Raw genomic sequence first — 16,297 nt, 5'->3', positions numbered from 1 at the left:
TGCGGTGCCGCCCGGACTGGCGGGAGGCTTTACCCGGCGCGCAGCTGCCAAGGTAAGTTAGGAACCGTGAAGATAGCTACCTGGAATGTGAATTCGCTCCGTGCCCGCGCCGACCGTGTTGAAGCCTGGCTCCAGCGCAGCGACTGCGACGTCCTGGCCATCCAGGAGACCAAGTGCAAGGACGAGAACTTTCCGTGGGAGCTCTTTGAACGGATGGGCTACGAGGTTGCCCACTTCGGCGTAAACCAGTGGAACGGCGTGGCCATCGCCTCCCGCGTTGGACTTGAGGACGTGGAGCGGACATTCTTGGACCAGCCCTCGTTCGGCAAGGCCGGCAAGGACCCCGTCCAGGAGGCCCGCGCCATGGCTGCCACCTGCGGCGGCGTCAGGGTCTGGAGCCTGTATGTCCCCAACGGGCGTTCCCTGGACGACGAACACATGCCTTACAAGCTCAAGTGGCTGGAAAGCCTGAAAACGCACGCCCAGGGCCTGGTTACGGACAACCCGCAGGCGCAGGTCGCATTGATGGGCGACTGGAACATCGCCCCGTTCGACGACGACGTCTGGGACATCGACTTGTTCGTCAACAACCGCTACACCCATGTCAGTCCGCCGGAGCGTGCGGCGTTCCATGCCTTCGAGTCCGCCGGCTTCACCGACGTTGTGCGCCCCTATACCCCCGGCCCGGGCGTCTACACGTACTGGGACTACACCCAGCTCCGGTTTCCCAAGAAGGAAGGCATGCGGATCGACTTCATCCTGGCCTCCCCCGCCTTGGCAGCCCGGGTCACCGGCGCCTCGATCGACCGCGAGGAACGGAAAGGCAAAGGCGCCTCGGACCACGCTCCCGTGCTGGTGGAGCTGGCGGACTGATGACAGCCCCCTGCGCCCATCCAAGGAGACCGTCATGACGGGAAACCTCTACCGGGGCCAGGCAGGCCTGCCATTTTCCTCCACACTGCGCGTCTACGAACCCTTGGACGCCTTTCCGGCGGAACAACGACCCGCCCTCCAGGCCGCCGGCGAGCGCGCCGCGTCCCGTGCCGCCGTCGAAAACGCTGAACTGCTGGCCTCGCTGGGACGGATCACCCGCTCCGGCGGTGATCCATTTCCCACCGGGCGCACCGACCTGGTGCGCGTCACCACCGCGCCGGCACCGGACGGCGGAACGGCCGACGACGGCGCTGCCGCCGGCACCGCGCCAGTGTTGCTGTACTGCCCCAGCCAGCTGGTCCTGCGCGCCGGGCTGGCCGCCAACGCCCTGATGGAAGGGATCCACGGCCCGCTGGCGGAGCTGCTGATCCCTGAGGAACAGCGCGACCGGCACCAGGAGCGGATCGACCTGGTGAAGGCACGGGACGGATCCGTCCGCGTGCACACGCGGGCCTCCACCTGGGGCATCCCGTTCAGTTGGTTCTCGCTGTTCATGGAGTCCGACCGCAAGGACGTCGTGGAAGCCGCCGGCCGCATCCTTACGGTCCGCGTCTGGGCCCCGATCACAGACGCCTTGGAGCGGGCCCGCTACGCCGTGGCCAACCTGGCGCTGGCCGCCCCGGACCTTGACATGCTTGACGACCTGGCACAGCTGACCGAATGGCTGGAGCTGTTCCACGTGAACTCCATGGTGGAGCTGGACTATGGTGCCGTCGCAGACAAGGTGTACCCGGACGAATCACCCATGGACATCAGGCTGGGCATCGAGTGCCTGGCTGAGGGCGACATGACCGGCGCCGCGGCCGCCTATCGCAGGCTCGCCTCGCGCTGGATCCCTATCCGGCAGCTTGCCCGCGCTTCTTGAGGCCGTTTCACGCCTTGGGCGGCGCGGTGGTGCGCCGGATAATCAGTTCATGCGGAGCAACGGCGGACCGGACGGACCCGATGTCCCCGTCCAGTTCGTCCAGGAGCATCTTGGTGGCCAGTTCGGCCTGCTCATCCGGGCGTTGCCCAACGGTGGTGAGGCCCATGGCCTCCGCGAAGTCGTGGTTGTCGATCCCCACCACTGACAGTTCGCCGGGGATGTTAACGCCGAGGCGGTTGGCTTCGAAGATGACCCCCATGGCCATTTCGTCAGACGCGCAGAAGATTGCTGTGGGCTTCGGCCCGGAACCGGACCAAAGGCGGCGGAAGGCTTCCTGGCCGCTGCGCACCGTGAAGTCGCCCCATTCGTCCCACTCCGGCCGGGTGGCAAGGCCTGCGGCAGCCATGACGTCCTTGAACGCCAGGATGCGCACCCTCGGGACGTCGAAGTTGAGGTCGGTCTCGTCGTCGCCGTGCAGCAACGCGATGTCCCGGTGGCCCAGGTCGATCAAGTGCCGGACCGCCGTTGAGGCTGCCGCGTAGTCGTCAATGCCGATGTAGGGGCACTCTTCGACGTGGCCGCCCACCACCACCAGCGGGATGTCGATTTTTTGCAGGTGTTCGATTTCTTCGTGGCTGAGCGCCATGCAGAGCACCAGCAGGGCATCGATCTGCTTGTAGACCATGGTCTTGCTGAAGAGCCGCTCGCGGTTGCTGCCGTGGCCGCCGAGGTTGAACAGGGAGAGGTTGTAATGCCGGGCGTGCAGCTCGCGGTCCGCACCCTCAATGGCCTTGGAGAAGAACCAGCGGCTCACGAACGGCGCCAGGACGCCAATGGTCTTGGTGCGTCCCGTGGCCAGTCCGGAAGCAGAGGACGATGCCACGTAGCCCAGGTTTCCCGCGACTTCGAGGATTTTCTCCCTGGTGGCCGGCGAGACGCGGGGCAACCCACGGACGGCGCGGGAGACGGTTGCGGTTGAGACTCCGGCGGCCGCTGCCACGTCCTCGATGCTGACGCCATTATGGCCGCCCCGTTGGGACCTTTCCGTTGTCCGTGCCACCGTGTCCCCTCATAACTCCTGCGCGGCGCAGAGCCGGCTGGCCCTGCGTCTACCCCCAAGCCTCGTATTTTTCCATTCCGCGGCCGGGCAGTGGTAACTGTGGCGGGGACCGCTGTTTTTAAGTGCGCCTACTTGCGGGCCGGCAGCCTACGCCGCAGGCGCACCATTCCGTACAGGGCCAGCAGGGTTGCCAGCAGGCCCAAGGCCCAGCCAATGGCCGGCTGCGCGGTAATTTCCATCCACACAGTGACCACCAGGAGGACCACTGCCCAAAAACCAAGGAAACCGATGATGATGTCGAAATCCTCGCCCGACCTGACCAGCCGGCTGCGGTTGCCCGCCCCCGCTGGTGTGCGGGGGCGGGCACCGTGATCCGTCACTTGACCGCACCTGCCGTGAGGCCGGCGACGATCTTGCGCTGGAAGACCAGGACCAGGATCACCAGCGGAATGGTGACAATGGTGCCGGCGGCCATGATGGCCGTGTACGGGATCTGGTTGGGCTGTGCACCGGCGAAGTTGGCGATTGCCACCGTGACCGGCTGGGTTGCGTCGCTGGACAGCTGGCTGGCAATCAGGAACTCATTCCAGGATGAAATGAACGCCAGGATTGCCGTGGTGAAGATTGCCGGCGCCGCCAGGGGCATGATGACCTTGCGGAATGCCTGCCCCTGGGTGCAGCCGTCAACGCGGGCCGATTCCTCCAGCTCCCACGGCATTTCCCGGAAGAACGAGGTCATGGTGTAGACCGTCAGCGGGAGCACGAAGGAGATGTTGGGGATAATCAGCGCCTGGTAGGTGCCCATCCAGCCGATGTTGGTGAACAGCTGGAAAAGCGGGGTGATCAGGGCAACGCCCGGGAACATGGAAGCACCCAGGATGAAACCGAGCACCAGGTACTTGAACCGGAAATTCAACCGGGCCAGGGCGTAGGCAGCAAACACGCCGATCACCAGCGATACGACCGTCACCACGCCGCCAATGAACACGCTGTTCAGCAGTGCCTGTCCGAACCTGTTGCCGAAGGACGTATCGAAGGCGGTGATGAAGTTGTCCATGGTGACATGGGTGGGCAGGATCGAGGTGTCGTACGTGAACCCGACCTCGCGGAAGGCGGTGACCACCATCCAGTAGGCCGGTGCGAGGCACCAGATCAGGACGACGACGGCACTGATGTAGGTCCTGCCCTGGGCCCACTTCTCCCGGTTCTGGGCAGTTTTGCGACCCTTGTCCTGGCGTGCCCGCAAGGCGGTGGCGTCTGCTGTTGCCGTGGTCATTTCTTCCCCTTTCCGGTTGCGCCGCTCTGCTCAACCACATTTGCCCCGAGGAAGCGGACAAAGATGAAAGCGACCAGGAAGATGATGATGAACGTGATGGTGGACAACGCCGCCGCGGAATTGAAGCCCTGCCTGATCTGGTTGATGACCAGGATGGACAGCGTGGTGGTGTTGTTCGCGCCGCCGGTAAGGATGTACGGCAGGTCGAACATGCGCAGTGCATCCAAGGTACGGAACAGGATCGCCACCATCAGCGCCGGTTTGACCAGCGGCAAGGTGATGAGCCGGAACCGCTGCCACGCGGACGCACCGTCCACCTTGGCCGCCTCATAGACTTCGGCCGGAATCATCTGCAGGCCCGCAAGGATCAGCAGTGCCATGAACGGCGTCGTCTTCCAGACGTCGGCAATGATGACGGCCCACTTGGCCGGCCACTCGCTGCCGGTCCACAGGATGGTGGTGTTGAACAGCTTGTTGGCGATGCCCTCGAAAGCGAAGATGAAGAACCAGAGCTTTGCCGTCACAGCCGTGGGGATGGCCCACGGCACCAGGACGGCCGCGCGGACGAGGCTCCGGCCCCGGAAGGTGCGGGCCATGATCACAGCCATCCAGAAACCCAGCACCGTTTCCAGCGTCACCGTCACGATTGTGAAGAAGAACGTGGTGGCAGTGGCGGACCAGAATTGGCCGCCCAAGGTGCCCGGCGGGCAGGCGACGGTACCGCCGGCGGGCGCGGAACACTGTTGCGCCAGCCAGTTGACGTAGTTTTGGATGCCGGCCGAGCCGCCTGCCGTGAACAGGCCGGTGGCGGGATCGAGGCCGGCGTCCTTCTGGAAGGACATCACGATCGCGCTGATGATGGGGTACACGATCACAATGCCCAAGGCCACGATGGTCGGGGCGAGCAGCCAGGACGCCCAGCGACCCTGGCTTGCGATCCTGTTGTCTTCCCCTACGCCCTTGGGCGCGTGATGGACAGGGGCAGCGCCCGACGCCGGTGACTTAACCGGCGTCGGGCCTAGTTCGGTTGCCATGGCAGGACTACGATCCTGCACCGGCGGATTGAATGGCGTTCTGCATGTCGGAAAGTGCAGCGTCCACTGTCTTTTCTCCCTTGATAGCGGAGTAGGCATTATCTTGGATTGCCTTGGTGACAGCCGGGTAGAAAGGCGTTACGGGACGCGGTACGGCGTTCTCGATGGACGTCTTCAGGACCGGCAGGTAGGGCAGCTTGGCAACCAGTTCCTGGTCTTCATAGAGCGAGCCGAGGACCGGAGCCAGGGAACCCTGGGTGGCGTAGAACTTCTCGGTCTCCGCAGAGGTCATGAACTTCATGAAGTCCAGTGCGGTGGCTTTGTTCTTGGAGTACACGCTGGTGGCGAGGTTGTGGCCGCCCAGCGAGGACGCACCAGGGCCGCTCTTGCCGGGCAGTGCCGCAAGGCCGGTCTTGTCCTTCACAGCCGAAGATCCTTCGGTGGTGATCAGGTTGAAGGCGTAGGGCCAGTTGCGCAGGAACAGGAGCTTTCCGCTCTGGAACGCCTGGCGGCTGTCCTCTTCCTTGTAGGTGATGGCTTCCTTGGGGATGTTCCCGTCAGCGTAGGCCTTGGCCAGGTTGCCCAGGCCGGCCTTCGCTTCCGCCGTGTTTACGCTGGGCTTGCCGTCCTTGTCCAGGACTGAGCCGCCGGCGGAGTTGATGGCCTCGGATGCGTTGACGGTCAGGCCTTCATACTTGCTGAACTGGCCGGCGTAGCAACCAATGTTGTTCTGCTTGGCGATGGAGCACATGCTCATCATCTCGTCCCAGGTCTTGGGAGGCGTGGGAACCAGGTCCTTGCGGTAGTACAGGATGCCGCCGTCAGAGGTTTGCGGGGCCGCGTAAAGGGTGCCCTTGTAGGTGGCGCTGTCCACGGTGGGCTTCAGCATGGCGCTGGTGTCGATCGCCATCTTGTCCTTCAACGGCTGCAACCAGCCCTTGGCCGCGAACTCCGCGGTCCAGACAACGTCGACGTCAACAACGTCGTAGTCGGACTGCTTGGCCTGGAAGTGCTGGACCAGGTCATCGTGCTGCTGGTCGGCCTGGTCGGTCTGCTCCTTGAAGGTGACCTTTTCATTCGGGTGCGCGGCATTCCACTTGTCAATGAGCGGACGGACGACGTTGCTGTTGTCCTTGCCCTGGACATACGTGATGGGGCCGCGGCCGTCGAGGTTGGCATCAGCATCGCTGCCTCCCCCGCCGGTGGTGCCCCCTCCGCCGCCGCCGCAGGCGGACAACGTCAGGGCCAGAATGCCGGCCGTGGCGGCCGGAAGCAGGAATCTCGGGGTTTTCATTAGCTTGAAGCTCCTCGCTGAGTGACAAGTAAGTCGACAGTGCGCTTGTAGGTGAGGTTGATGTGGTGACCATCACACTAGTAAGGTTGCTGTCGCGAATGCAAGCGTTTACATCAAAAAGTTATCTTAGGGGAACCAAATGCCCAACCTATCCGTTCCGGTACCCCGTCCCGTACCCTCCGCATGGTGGGCGGACGCGGTGGTCTACCAGATTTACCCCCGGTCCTTCGCCGATGGGAATGGCGATGGGATGGGCGATTTGCGGGGCGTCCTGCTGCGGCTCCCCTACCTGGAAAAGCTGGGCGTGGACGCTGTCTGGCTCTCCCCCTTCTACAAGTCGCCCCAGGCCGACGGCGGTTACGACGTCGCCGACTACCGCCAGGTGGATCCGCTCTTCGGCACCTTGGCGGACTTCGACGCGATGTTGCAGGAAGCTCACCGCCGCGGCCTGAAGGTCATCGTGGACCTGGTCCCAAACCACACTTCCGACGAACACACCTGGTTCCAGGCGGCGCTGCGGGCAGCCCCGGGAAGCCCGGAACGGGAACGGTACATCTTCCGTGACGGCAAGGACGAAGTGCCGGGATCGGGGGATGGCCGGCTGGCGCCCAACAATTGGAAATCCATCTTCGGCGGACCGGCATGGACCCGCCTTACCAACGCTGACGGCTCACCCGGCCAGTGGTACCTGCACCTGTTCGACACCAGGCAACCCGACCTGAACTGGGAAAACCCGGAAGTACAGGAGGAGATGCGCTCCGTGCTGCGCTTCTGGCTGGACCGCGGTGCGGACGGCTTCAGGGTGGACGTGGCCCATGGACTGGTCAAAGAGGCAGGCCTTCCTGACTGGGACGGAGCCGCGGCCATGGTGGAAGGAACAACGGGTCCGCGCAGGGAAAGCCACCTGCCCGGGGACGCTCCCCACGCCCACACCGATGCCGAGGAGCCGCACCGGGCCGTCTCGCCGATGTACCCGCCATCGCCCTTCTTCGACCAGGATGGCGTGCATGAGATCTACCGCGACTGGAACCGGGTCCTGGCCGAATACGGAGGGGACCGGATGATGGTGGCGGAAGCCTGGGTTGAACCCGCCGAACGCCTGGCCAGGTACGTCAGGCCGGATGAGATGCAACAGGCCTTCAATTTTGATTTCCTGCTGGCCGGCTGGGATGCCGGGCGGATGGCTGACGCCATCAATGCGTCCTTGGCAGCGGCCGCGTCCGTGGGCGCTCCGTGCACGTGGGTGCTCAGCAACCACGACACCGTGCGGCACAGCACAAGGTTTGGACTCAAGGATCCGACCACGTTCCCGAAGGGCATAGGCGCCGGTGACGAACAACCGGACGCTGCCCTGGGCCTTGCCCGCGCCCGCGCCGCCACGTTGGTTGCGCTGGCATTGCCGGGTTCGGCCTACCTCTACCAGGGGGAGGAGTTGGGGCTTCCGGAGCACACCACCCTTCCCGACGCGGCCAGGCAGGATCCGACATTCTTCAGGACCCAGGGCGCCGAGATCGGCCGCGACGGGTGCCGCGTCCCGCTGCCATGGGCCCAGGGCGAACCGGGGTTCGGGTTCTCCGGCGGGGACTCCGGCCAGGCGCCCTGGCTCCCGCAGCCGGACAGCTTCGGCCCCCTGGCTGCGGACCAGCAGGACGGCGAGGAAGGTTCAACCCTTGAGCTCTACCGGGCCGCTCTTGCGTTCAGGTCGGCGCGCCACCTTGGCAGGGGAACCGTTGAATGGACAGATGAGCACGCGCCGGACAGTGGGCTGCTGGCATTCCGGAACGGAGATGTCATAGTCCTGTCCAACCTGGGCTTCGCCTCGGCACCTGTGCCCAACGGTTACACCGTAGCGCTGTCCAGCGGGCCTGAACCGGCCAGCGACCGGGCAGCGATGCGGGAAGTTCCCGTGGACTGCACCGTCTACCTCCTTGAGGACTGACCCGCAGGAGGACTGACAGTCGGGCCCGCATGCAGTTCAGCGGACCCGCTCAGCCCGGCTGAAGCGCGTCCGCGCCCCGGCACCGATGTGGATGAGGACCGGAATCTCCTTGCCCACCACGGCGTCCAAGGCGTCCAGGAGCCCCGATACCTCGGCAGCCAACAGGTGTGGTGCCACACCCTGGCGGGGCAAGAGCCGGACCTTGAGCGCGGGCGAGCCCTTCACGTCATAGGTGGTGACGGTGGAACCGGCAAGGTCTGGACGCCCCTCAAGGGCCTGCTTGAGCGCCTGTTCGGCGACGCCGCCTCCGATCCGGACATCGCCGGGAACATCACCGGGGTCGTACTCGGCCGCGAGGACGTTGGCCCGGCCCTTTCCCTGTTGCGCAATCCAGCCCACCATGAGTCCCATGAGGACCAGCAGCGCCAAGGCCACCGCGATCCACAGCCAGCTCTCCTGCTGTCCGGGGAAACGGGTGGAATTGAAGGCCTGGGTAATGCCTTCCCACGCCCCGGAGGCCCAAGCGTGCCACCACGGACCGATTGCGGGCACAACTGCCAGCAAGACCAGCAGCAGGCCCGCTGTCAGCAGGACAACGCCCAGCAGAGTGAGGAGGATCCGGTTCAGCAGGGCAGGGGTACTGGTCATGCGCCGATCACCCCGGACGGGGCCACGTTGACGCGGGCAACGGGGGCAGGTTCCAGCTGCATCTGGTCCAGTTCATCGCTGACTGCGGCAAGGACGCGGCCCTGGTCCACCGCAACACCGGAGGTGGGCCGGACGTTCACCAGGACCTGGCGCTGGGAGACCACCACCATGACTTGCTCCGGCGTGACATTCGCAGCCAGCCGGGCACGGCGTGCGATCGAGGACGCCACGACTTCATCGTCCACCACCGCGGCCGAGGACCCGCCACGACGGACGCCGGCCAGCTGGTGGCGCGCCCGCCGTCCCGGAAGTATCCCGTTGAGCAAGAAAATGACACCCAGCATGCCCAGCACCCCGCCGATCGCTCCCAGCAGCAGTGGCGGTACGCCGGACGGCAGATCCACGATCCGTTGGGCCGCCACCTGCGGCTCAATCAGCCAGGCAGGCTGCCCGACGGCATGGACACCGGATTCGAGGACGCCGTAACCGGCCAGCACCAGGACCAGGGCGGCAGCTGCGATCGAGACCGCGGCGCGCGTCGAATGCGTCTCGCGGTAGGTGATCCGGCGCATGTCCGGCCCGTCGTTCCCCCGGGCACCAGCCCTTGCACGGCGGTTTTCCACGCTGCCGCTCATTGCACCCGCCCTCCTGTGCTGATCTTTGCCCCGCTGATGCGGATATCCACCCGGCTCAGCCTGGAACAGCTGAGCTCCGAGACCGTCTGCAGAATGGCCGCCTTCGCCTTGACCGTGCGGTCCCAGATGGATCCACCGGATCCCTGGACCCGCGCGGGATCAAGCACAACCGATTCCAAAGGCGGGATGCTGATGGGCGCCACGAGGGACAAGGCCAGCAGGCCGTCGTCGTCCGTCCAATCCGCCCGCACGTCCTGCGCCTCGACGCCCAGGGCCTGTGCGGCGGCCGCCTTGGCGAGGCTGGTCAATGCCTGTGTACTGATCCGGTTGTGGCCGCTGAGCGCCTGCCCACTCGCAACGGGCGCTGGTGAACTCATGAGGATGAACGCCGGCCGATGATGGCATCGATCACGCCGCGCAGATCCAGCTTCCCCTCGGCGGCGCGGCCCAGGACGGCACCGATAGCCATGAAGAGCAGGGACGCGATGAATCCCCACAAGCCGAACTGCAATGACATGAAGGCCACGAAGGCGCCCATGGCCGTACCCGCAACGGTGAGGTTCACAGCAACGCCTCCCGGTCCACAGCCGCCGGCGCCGCCGGCTTGACCGGCGGTGGCACGTACACGTCCGTGATCTCGACATTCACTTCAATGACCTGCAGGCCGACCAGTTCTTCGACGGCGCGGTAAACGGCGGCGCGGACGTCATTGGCCAGCGAGTGCAAGGGGGTCCCGTAACTTGCCACCAGGGTGATATCCACGGCTACCTGCGTTTCGCCCACTTCCGCGTGGACTCCGGCTGCATGGTCCGAACTGCCGACGGCATCACGGATGGCACCCAGCGCACGGGACGGACCCGAGCCAAGGGAATAGACGCCGGGAACGGACCGTGCCGCGATTCCCGCCACCTTGGCCACGGCGGTTTCGGAGATTACGGTGCGCCCGGGCCCCGGACTCGTCACCGGGCTGGCGGCAGGACGGCTTGGCACCACGGGTTGTGGGTTCTGGTATTCCATCAGGCACTCCCCCTTCTGTTGATTCCACCCTATCCCCAGCCTGCGGCAGATGCGCCGGAAACACTGCGGGGCGCCGCGCCCAAGCTTCTGCCCGACGGAAAAGGCCCAGGCGGGGAAGCCCCCAAGGACATCCCCGCCTGGGCGGTATACGGCCGGAATTTACCGGCGGTGGATCAAAAAAGGCCTACTTGTAGAGGCCCTCGCCGCCTACCCGCACGTTGGTAGGCAGGTAACCGAACGGGCCAAGGCCGTTCCGGCCAAAGCTGCGGTCAACCTGCGAGACGCCGTTGCGGAAGTTGATCTTCACGGTCGGCGACAGCGAGCCGCCGCGGACGCCGTTGACGTTGTCGATGAACGACTGCACCAGGCCGCCGGGCTGCACGTAGTGCGAATAGGCCTGGAACTGCCGCCCGTTCTGCTTCGCGGAGGGGCTCTCCGGTGCGTTGGCTGCCAGGTTGAGGTCCGTCGGGGATCCCAGGGCAAGGCCGCTGTTGTTCATCGGCTGGAAGTCGGAACGGATGCCGTCGCCCGCGAAGCCGTAAACGCCGTCGGGACCGCGCATACCGGCTGCATAGGTGAACTGGTGGCTGATGGTGAAGAGGTAGTACTTGTTCTTCCCACCCTCATTCTGGATGAAGATCTGCGGCCGTTCAGTCTGGTCGTTCACACAGTTCGCCGAAAGGATCGGCGGGAGGAAGGACCACTTGGTCAGGTCCTTGTTGTCGGCCACAGCGAGGCCAACGTTTGCGGTCTGGTAGTAGGCGCCGCTGTTCTGGACGTCGCTGACGTTTTCGGCGTGGGGATCGCCCGGCTTGTAGCCGAGGTCCTCGTCCTTGCACTTGTAATCGCCGCGGGTGCCGCCGGTGTTGCCTTCGAAGACCATGTAGGTCTTGCCGGGGTGGGCCGGGTCAACGAACGTGTAGGGGTCGCGGAACGCGAAACCGGGGTTCTGCGCCTTGGTCTGGTACATCTTGCCGTCCGGTTCCAGCAGCTTGGTGTGCTGGAACCCATCGAATGTGACGCCGTTCTTGTCAGCATGGATGTTGCCCAGGGCCTTCGCGATCGCAGCATCGGGGGCAATGCCGCCGCCACCGGCATTGCGCTGGGCGATGTCGTAGAACGTGGTGGCCGTGTAGAACACGTTGACGTGGTCACCCTGCATCAGGCGGGTGGAGCCGGACCACTCGGTGTTGCCGATGGAGGTGTTGTCCAGGAACAGGTGGCCGCCGTAGTTCCACTTGTCCTTGGCCGGGTCAGCGTTGGTCTTGCGGAAGAAGTAACCGATCCGGGCATTCCAGTGGCGCTGGTCGAAGCCGTAGCCGGCGTGGCGGTCAGCCACCAGGGAGAAGATGACATCCCAGCCCTTGTAGCTGATCTGGTTGGCATTCTCGTCGGTCAGGGACCAGGTGTCCCAGACCCAGACGTCGTCGTTCATGGTGGGGAAATCCTGGGGAATCTCCGGCATGGTGACGTCGGGGCTCATGGAGTTTTCACCCGGAGTGACCGTCGAGTCGCTCTGGGCCATGATCTGCTTGGCGTCGGCACGGGTCCACTTGGACGTGAAGTCCGACGCCGGATCGAACGCCTGCTGCGTATGTCCGGTCGGGAGGGGGAAGCCCGGAGCGGGTGCCGGCATCTGCTGCACGGCGGGCGGATCGGACGGCTCGTTCGCCTGTGCCGAGGGGACGGCCAGGAAGGCCGAGGCGGCGACGGCCGCGGCCAATGCTGCGGCGGCGGGGCGCCACCGCAGCATCCGGTTTTGGGGGTGCTTGTGCATTGTTGCTCTTCTCGCGGAGTTGTAACTGTTCGTGGAAGACGGGCATATGCCCATTGCCCCGAGAACATCCGCGGCCCCGGCAACACCTCAGGTGCCGTCGGAGACGCCTTTGTGTGTCGGGAATCAACAGGGCCTGGGTAGGGCCCCGGGCAGATGGGAAGCATGCTTCCCCTTGCCGCGATCCACGCTATGGGGCATCCCGCAGCCATTTCAAACCCTGTTTCAGCGCTCCGAGTGACCTACCGGCGGGTAAGGTGCAAGCGCTTACGCAATCCAATGCGCGCGCGTGCCACAACGGTTTGGCGCAGGTCAAATGTTTCGTGGCATGGTCGATTTTTTTGTTTCAACCTGCCCGGATGTTGCGCAGGCCACTGGCTGAGCCGAAGCCAGAGCGCCTCTGCGGCGGGCCCCTTGGGGGAGAATCGCGTGCCGGGTTCGAGGCCGGGCAGCCAGTGGGGCAATGCCGGACACTTGGGCGCAGCGTTCGAGGCCGGGATTCCGGGCCGGGCCCCATACGGGCCGCGGATCTTTATCTGCACGCCCCATAGGCCCTTGGCGACGCGAAGATGCGGGTCGCACTGATGCCCGTGGATGGCGCACGATGCCACGCCTTAAACGAAGAAAAGCACCAGTTCCGAAGAACTGATGCTTCCCAGTGGTGGCTCCGACCGGCGTCGATCCGGTGACCTTTCGATTTTCAGTCGAACGCTCTACCAACTGAGCTACAGAGCCTAGGTGACTAGTCACCATGAGAGCCGGAATTTCTTCCAACAATCAGAGCGACCCTGACGGGACTTGAACCCGCGACCTCCGCCGTGACAGGGCGGCGCGCTAACCAACTGCGCTACAGGGCCTTGCGTTTCTTGCTTTCACAGTATCTCTACCGCTTTTTTCAAGGCTTCCAGCCTACCAGACTTTTTCTGCCTGCCTGACCAGTTCCTTGCGTACCCCCAACGGGATTCGAACCCGTGCCGCCGCCGTGAAAGGGCGGTGTCCTAGGCCGCTAGACGATGGGGGCCAGAACCCATTCGGCACAAAATAAAAGGCGTCAAGCGATGCTTTCCGTCTTTGCCCTTTGCGTTTCTCCGAACTGGACTCAACAACTATAGGGCCTTCGCAGGAATTATCCAAAATCGGCCAAAAACACCGCCATTCCGCCATTGCAGGGGCCAAGATGGACGGATGGATGCCGTCGCAGCCCTCAACGAGATTGCTTTCTGGCTGGAGCGCGGGCGCGCTGCCACCTTCAAGGTGCAGGCCTTCCGCAAGGCCGCCGCCACCATCGGCGCCCTGGACCCGGACGAACTGGCGTCCCGCGCACGGTCCGGGCGGCTGAAGTCCATGAAGGGGATCGGCGACCGGACCTACGCCGTGATCCGGGAGGCCGTGGACGAACAAGTTCCCGAGTACCTGGCGGACCTCCGGGAGAAGGGAGCGCAGCCGCTGGCGCCCGGCGGCAGGGACATCCAGGAGGCGCTGCGCGGCGACCTCCACAGCCACAGCGAATGGTCCGACGGCGGCTCCCCCATCGAGTTGATGCTTGCCGCCGCGGAGGTGCTGGGCAGGGAGTACGTGGCCCTGACAGACCACTCCCCCAACCTCACGATCGCCAACGGCCTCTCGCCCGAACGCCTGCGCGACCAGCTTGACGTGGTGGCGGGCATCAACGGCAAGGGCGGACCCACCCGGCTCCTGGCAGGCATCGAGGTGGACATCCTGGAATCGGGAGAGCTGGACCAGGAACCGGAACTGCTGGACAGGTTGGACATCGTGGTGGCCAGCGTCCATTCCAAGCTGCGTGCTGACCGCAAGACCATGACCACGCGGATGCTCGGCGGAATCACCGACCCGCGGACCAACATCCTGGGCCACTGCACCGGCCGGCTGGTGGAGGGCTCGCGAGGGACCAGGCCGCCGTCGGAATTCGATGCCAAGGAAGTTTTTGCCGCCTGCGCAGAGCACAACGTCGCCGTGGAGATCAACTCCCGGCCGGAGCGGCAGGACCCGCCCGACGCCCTGATCCAGCTGGCTTTGGAGGCCGGCTGCCTGTTCTCGATCGACAGCGATGCCCACGCACCCGGGCAGCTGGATTTCCTGCAGTACGGCGCCGAACGGGCGGCCCGAAACAACGTACCCGTTGAGCGGATCATCACCACCTGGCCGGCGGACAAGCTGCTGGCCTGGGCCGCAGCCCCGTAGGGCCGGCCCCGCCGGGCACCGGGGAGTCCCCCAACCGCCGTACCTCGTTGTCCGATTCCCGCCAGCCGGGCGCCTCCGCCGCCGCTACATTTGGTTCATGCCCTCATCCAGCCCCGGACCCAAAGCACTCACTCCCCCAGCTCCCGCGGCTGTCCCGGTGAGGGCCCTCGGCGTGGCGGCCATGGCGGTCACCGTGCTGCTGTGGGCTTCGGCATTCGTGGGAATCCGCGCGATCGGCCCGCATTTCTCCCCCGGCTCCCTGACGTTGGGCAGGCTGGCGGTTGCCGCCGTCGTCCTGGCCATCCTGGTGCTGCCGCAACTCCTCAGAAGCCGCGTGGTGCCCCGGGGTCGGGAGTGGCTGCCCATCCTTGCCTACGGAGTGATGTGGTTCGGTGGCTACAACGTGGCGCTGAACGCTGCCGAGCACATCCTGGACGCAGGCACCAGCGCCCTGCTGATCAACGTCAATCCCATCCTGGTGGCAATCATGGCCGGCATCTTCCTCAAGGAAGGTTTTCCACGCTGGCTGCTGATCGGCAGCACGGTGGCCTTTGCCGGTGTCGCGATGATTGCCATCGGTTCCGGGCAGCCGCGCACCCCGGGCGGGAGTACGACGGCGGACCTCGCCGGCGTGGCGCTGTGCCTCCTTGCCGCGGTGCTCGCCGCAGTCAGCGTCATCATCCAGAAGCCGGTGGTGCGGAAGTTCCCCGCGGCCCAGGCCACCTGGTTCGGAATCGTGGTGGGTGCCCTGTGCTGCCTGCCCTTCGCCGGGCAGCTCGCGGCCGAAGTACAGGCAGCTCCGCCGCAGGCCACCTGGGGGCTGGTGTACCTGGGGGTCTTCCCCACCGCTATCGCCTTCACCACATGGGCCTACGCGTTGTCTTTGGTGGATGCCGGCAAGCTGGCCGCCACCACGTACCTGGTACCAGGAACCACCGTCCTTATCTCCTGGCTGTTGCTGGGCGAGATTCCTGCCGCCTGGGGACTGGCAGGTGGCTTGGTGTGCCTCGTGGGCGTCGGCCTGACCCGGCGCAGGACCCGGGCGCCCGGCGGGCGGCGCCGCCCGCATCGGGGCTAGAGTCGAACTATGCCAGCCAGCCTGCCACCGGGCCTGCCGATTGTCCCCTCGAGTCCGGACGGAGCAGCCCCTAACGAACCGGTTGCGGACGCGCCCTCCGGATTCGCCATGTCCCCGGACGAGTTCGAGACCGCCGTCCAGGATGCCCTGGACAGTATTCCCGACCGCCTGGCCCGCGCCATGGACAACGTGGCCGTCTTCATCGAAGACGATTATGTTCCCGGCCCCGGGGAAGATCCGGACGCCGTCCTGCTGGGCCTCTATGAAGGGGTGCCGCTGACGGAACGCGACTCGTGGTGGGATGCCGGTTCCCTGCCGGACCGCATCACCATCTTCCGCGAACCCATCCTGGAGATCTGCGGCTCCCGGGATGATGTGATCCACGAAGTGGCCGTGACCGTCGTCCATGAAATCGCCCATCACTTCGGCATCTCCGATGCCCGGCTGCACGAGCTGGGTTGGGGCTGAGCAGGCTCCGGCCTGCGACCGATTCCGCGACACGCCCTATCGGCCAGCACCACGAATGACATTCTTGTGGTTTA

At 65.2% G+C, this 16,297-nt stretch carries 17 protein-coding genes and 3 tRNA genes; 6 read left to right on the top strand and 14 right to left on the bottom strand.

The genetic code is table 11. The features are described 5' to 3' along the window. The first annotated feature begins 66 nt into the window (after window positions 1-66). Complete coding sequence (locus C563_RS0116115; protein ID WP_026264965.1) at window positions 67-873, top strand: exodeoxyribonuclease III; 807 nt, start codon at window positions 67-69, stop codon at window positions 871-873. Between the two features lie 34 nt (window positions 874-907). After that, entirely contained in the window at window positions 908-1,798 is an 891-nt protein-coding gene (locus C563_RS0116110) for a hypothetical protein (RefSeq protein WP_018763102.1), read from the top strand. Between the two features lie 7 nt (window positions 1,799-1,805). Here C563_RS0116110 and C563_RS0116105 read toward each other — a convergent pair whose 3' ends face one another. The 5 genes from C563_RS0116105 to C563_RS0116085 all read right to left on the bottom strand — a co-directional run bounded on the left by C563_RS0116105 (window position 1,806) and on the right by C563_RS0116085 (window position 6,462). Continuing rightward, on the bottom strand, window positions 1,806-2,858 hold the full coding sequence (locus C563_RS0116105; protein WP_018763101.1) for a LacI family DNA-binding transcriptional regulator: 1,053 nt from the start codon (window positions 2,856-2,858) through the stop codon (window positions 1,806-1,808). 128 nt (window positions 2,859-2,986) lie between these two features. Further along, a complete protein-coding gene (locus C563_RS0116100; protein WP_018763100.1) occupies window positions 2,987-3,238 on the bottom strand; it encodes a hypothetical protein in 252 nt (83 codons plus the stop codon). Continuing rightward, window positions 3,235-4,134 carry a carbohydrate ABC transporter permease gene (locus C563_RS0116095; protein ID WP_018763099.1) on the bottom strand — a complete coding sequence of 300 codons (900 nt, stop codon included), beginning with the start codon at window positions 4,132-4,134 and terminating at the stop codon, window positions 3,235-3,237. Before C563_RS0116095 ends, C563_RS0116100 begins: the two co-directional genes overlap by 4 nt. Continuing rightward, entirely contained in the window at window positions 4,131-5,168 is a 1,038-nt protein-coding gene (locus C563_RS0116090; RefSeq protein WP_018763098.1) for a carbohydrate ABC transporter permease, read from the bottom strand. Before C563_RS0116090 ends, C563_RS0116095 begins: the two co-directional genes overlap by 4 nt. A gap of 7 nt (window positions 5,169-5,175) precedes the next feature. Then, window positions 5,176-6,462 (bottom strand): ABC transporter substrate-binding protein, encoded by a 1,287-nt coding sequence (locus tag C563_RS0116085; protein ID WP_018763097.1) that lies wholly within the window; start codon window positions 6,460-6,462, stop codon window positions 5,176-5,178. 139 nt (window positions 6,463-6,601) lie between these two features. On the opposite strand from C563_RS0116085, the gene C563_RS0116080 reads away from it, so the two are divergent. Continuing rightward, window positions 6,602-8,401, top strand: a complete 1,800-nt coding sequence (locus tag C563_RS0116080) for a glycoside hydrolase family 13 protein (protein ID WP_043424316.1) — start codon at window positions 6,602-6,604, stop codon at window positions 8,399-8,401. 36 nt (window positions 8,402-8,437) lie between these two features. Here the strand turns inward: C563_RS0116080 and C563_RS0116075 are convergent, their stop codons facing one another. The 9 genes from C563_RS0116075 to C563_RS0116035 all read right to left on the bottom strand — a co-directional run bounded on the left by C563_RS0116075 (window position 8,438) and on the right by C563_RS0116035 (window position 13,496). Further along, window positions 8,438-9,049 carry a hypothetical protein gene (locus tag C563_RS0116075; protein WP_018763095.1) on the bottom strand — a complete coding sequence of 204 codons (612 nt, stop codon included), beginning with the start codon at window positions 9,047-9,049 and terminating at the stop codon, window positions 8,438-8,440. Continuing rightward, window positions 9,046-9,684: a hypothetical protein gene (locus C563_RS0116070; RefSeq protein WP_018763094.1), complete on the bottom strand. Its 639-nt coding sequence runs from the start codon at window positions 9,682-9,684 to the stop codon at window positions 9,046-9,048. The genes C563_RS0116075 and C563_RS0116070 overlap by 4 nt, the downstream gene beginning before the upstream one ends. After that, window positions 9,681-10,061, bottom strand: coding sequence for a hypothetical protein (locus C563_RS0116065; protein WP_026264964.1), 381 nt, complete (start codon window positions 10,059-10,061; stop codon window positions 9,681-9,683). Before C563_RS0116065 ends, C563_RS0116070 begins: the two co-directional genes overlap by 4 nt. After that, a complete protein-coding gene (locus tag C563_RS0116060) occupies window positions 10,058-10,249 on the bottom strand; it encodes a membrane protein (protein WP_018763092.1) in 192 nt (63 codons plus the stop codon). The genes C563_RS0116065 and C563_RS0116060 overlap by 4 nt, the downstream gene beginning before the upstream one ends. Then, window positions 10,246-10,701: an Asp23/Gls24 family envelope stress response protein gene (locus C563_RS0116055; protein ID WP_018763091.1), complete on the bottom strand. Its 456-nt coding sequence runs from the start codon at window positions 10,699-10,701 to the stop codon at window positions 10,246-10,248. Before C563_RS0116055 ends, C563_RS0116060 begins: the two co-directional genes overlap by 4 nt. Before the next feature lie 184 nt (window positions 10,702-10,885). Continuing rightward, window positions 10,886-12,478, bottom strand: coding sequence for a glycoside hydrolase family 68 protein (locus tag C563_RS0116050; protein ID WP_018763090.1), 1,593 nt, complete (start codon window positions 12,476-12,478; stop codon window positions 10,886-10,888). Between the two features lie 656 nt (window positions 12,479-13,134). Continuing rightward, a tRNA-Phe gene (locus C563_RS0116045) sits at window positions 13,135-13,210 on the bottom strand. A 48-nt stretch (window positions 13,211-13,258) separates the two neighbouring features. Next, window positions 13,259-13,332: transfer RNA gene (locus C563_RS0116040), tRNA-Asp, on the bottom strand. Between the two features lie 91 nt (window positions 13,333-13,423). Beyond that, window positions 13,424-13,496: transfer RNA gene (locus tag C563_RS0116035), tRNA-Glu, on the bottom strand. A gap of 164 nt (window positions 13,497-13,660) precedes the next feature. On the opposite strand from C563_RS0116035, the gene C563_RS0116030 reads away from it, so the two are divergent. From C563_RS0116030 to C563_RS0116020, 3 genes are all read left to right on the top strand, one after another. Then, complete coding sequence (locus C563_RS0116030) at window positions 13,661-14,677, top strand: PHP domain-containing protein (RefSeq protein WP_018763089.1); 1,017 nt, start codon at window positions 13,661-13,663, stop codon at window positions 14,675-14,677. Window positions 14,678-14,774: 97 nt separating this feature from the next. Then, window positions 14,775-15,755 carry a DMT family transporter gene (locus C563_RS0116025; protein WP_051083553.1) on the top strand — a complete coding sequence of 327 codons (981 nt, stop codon included), beginning with the start codon at window positions 14,775-14,777 and terminating at the stop codon, window positions 15,753-15,755. Between the two features lie 9 nt (window positions 15,756-15,764). Then, window positions 15,765-16,223, top strand: coding sequence for a metallopeptidase family protein (locus tag C563_RS0116020; RefSeq protein ID WP_026264962.1), 459 nt, complete (start codon window positions 15,765-15,767; stop codon window positions 16,221-16,223). Window positions 16,224-16,297 lie beyond the last annotated feature (74 nt).

This window comes from Arthrobacter sp. 135MFCol5.1 (assembly GCF_000374865.1).
Taxonomy (GTDB): domain Bacteria; phylum Actinomycetota; class Actinomycetes; order Actinomycetales; family Micrococcaceae; genus Arthrobacter.
This window is presented reverse-complemented; position numbering and strand designations above follow the sequence as displayed.

Coding starts and splice junctions, on each gene's coding strand:
- C563_RS0116075 (WP_018763095.1), bottom strand. CDS start 9,049: ATGACCAGTACCCCTGCCCTGCTGAACCGGATCCTCCTCACTCTGCTG.
- C563_RS0116110 (WP_018763102.1), top strand. CDS start 908: ATGACGGGAAACCTCTACCGGGGCCAGGCAGGCCTGCCATTTTCCTCC.
- C563_RS0116065 (WP_026264964.1), bottom strand. CDS start 10,061: ATGAGTTCACCAGCGCCCGTTGCGAGTGGGCAGGCGCTCAGCGGCCAC.
- C563_RS0116090 (WP_018763098.1), bottom strand. CDS start 5,168: ATGGCAACCGAACTAGGCCCGACGCCGGTTAAGTCACCGGCGTCGGGC.
- C563_RS0116050 (WP_018763090.1), bottom strand. CDS start 12,478: ATGCACAAGCACCCCCAAAACCGGATGCTGCGGTGGCGCCCCGCCGCC.
- C563_RS0116025 (WP_051083553.1), top strand. CDS start 14,775: ATGCCCTCATCCAGCCCCGGACCCAAAGCACTCACTCCCCCAGCTCCC.
- C563_RS0116070 (WP_018763094.1), bottom strand. CDS start 9,684: ATGAGCGGCAGCGTGGAAAACCGCCGTGCAAGGGCTGGTGCCCGGGGG.
- C563_RS0116085 (WP_018763097.1), bottom strand. CDS start 6,462: ATGAAAACCCCGAGATTCCTGCTTCCGGCCGCCACGGCCGGCATTCTG.
- C563_RS0116095 (WP_018763099.1), bottom strand. CDS start 4,134: ATGACCACGGCAACAGCAGACGCCACCGCCTTGCGGGCACGCCAGGAC.
- C563_RS0116020 (WP_026264962.1), top strand. CDS start 15,765: ATGCCAGCCAGCCTGCCACCGGGCCTGCCGATTGTCCCCTCGAGTCCG.
- C563_RS0116055 (WP_018763091.1), bottom strand. CDS start 10,701: ATGGAATACCAGAACCCACAACCCGTGGTGCCAAGCCGTCCTGCCGCC.
- C563_RS0116080 (WP_043424316.1), top strand. CDS start 6,602: ATGCCCAACCTATCCGTTCCGGTACCCCGTCCCGTACCCTCCGCATGG.
- C563_RS0116030 (WP_018763089.1), top strand. CDS start 13,661: ATGGATGCCGTCGCAGCCCTCAACGAGATTGCTTTCTGGCTGGAGCGC.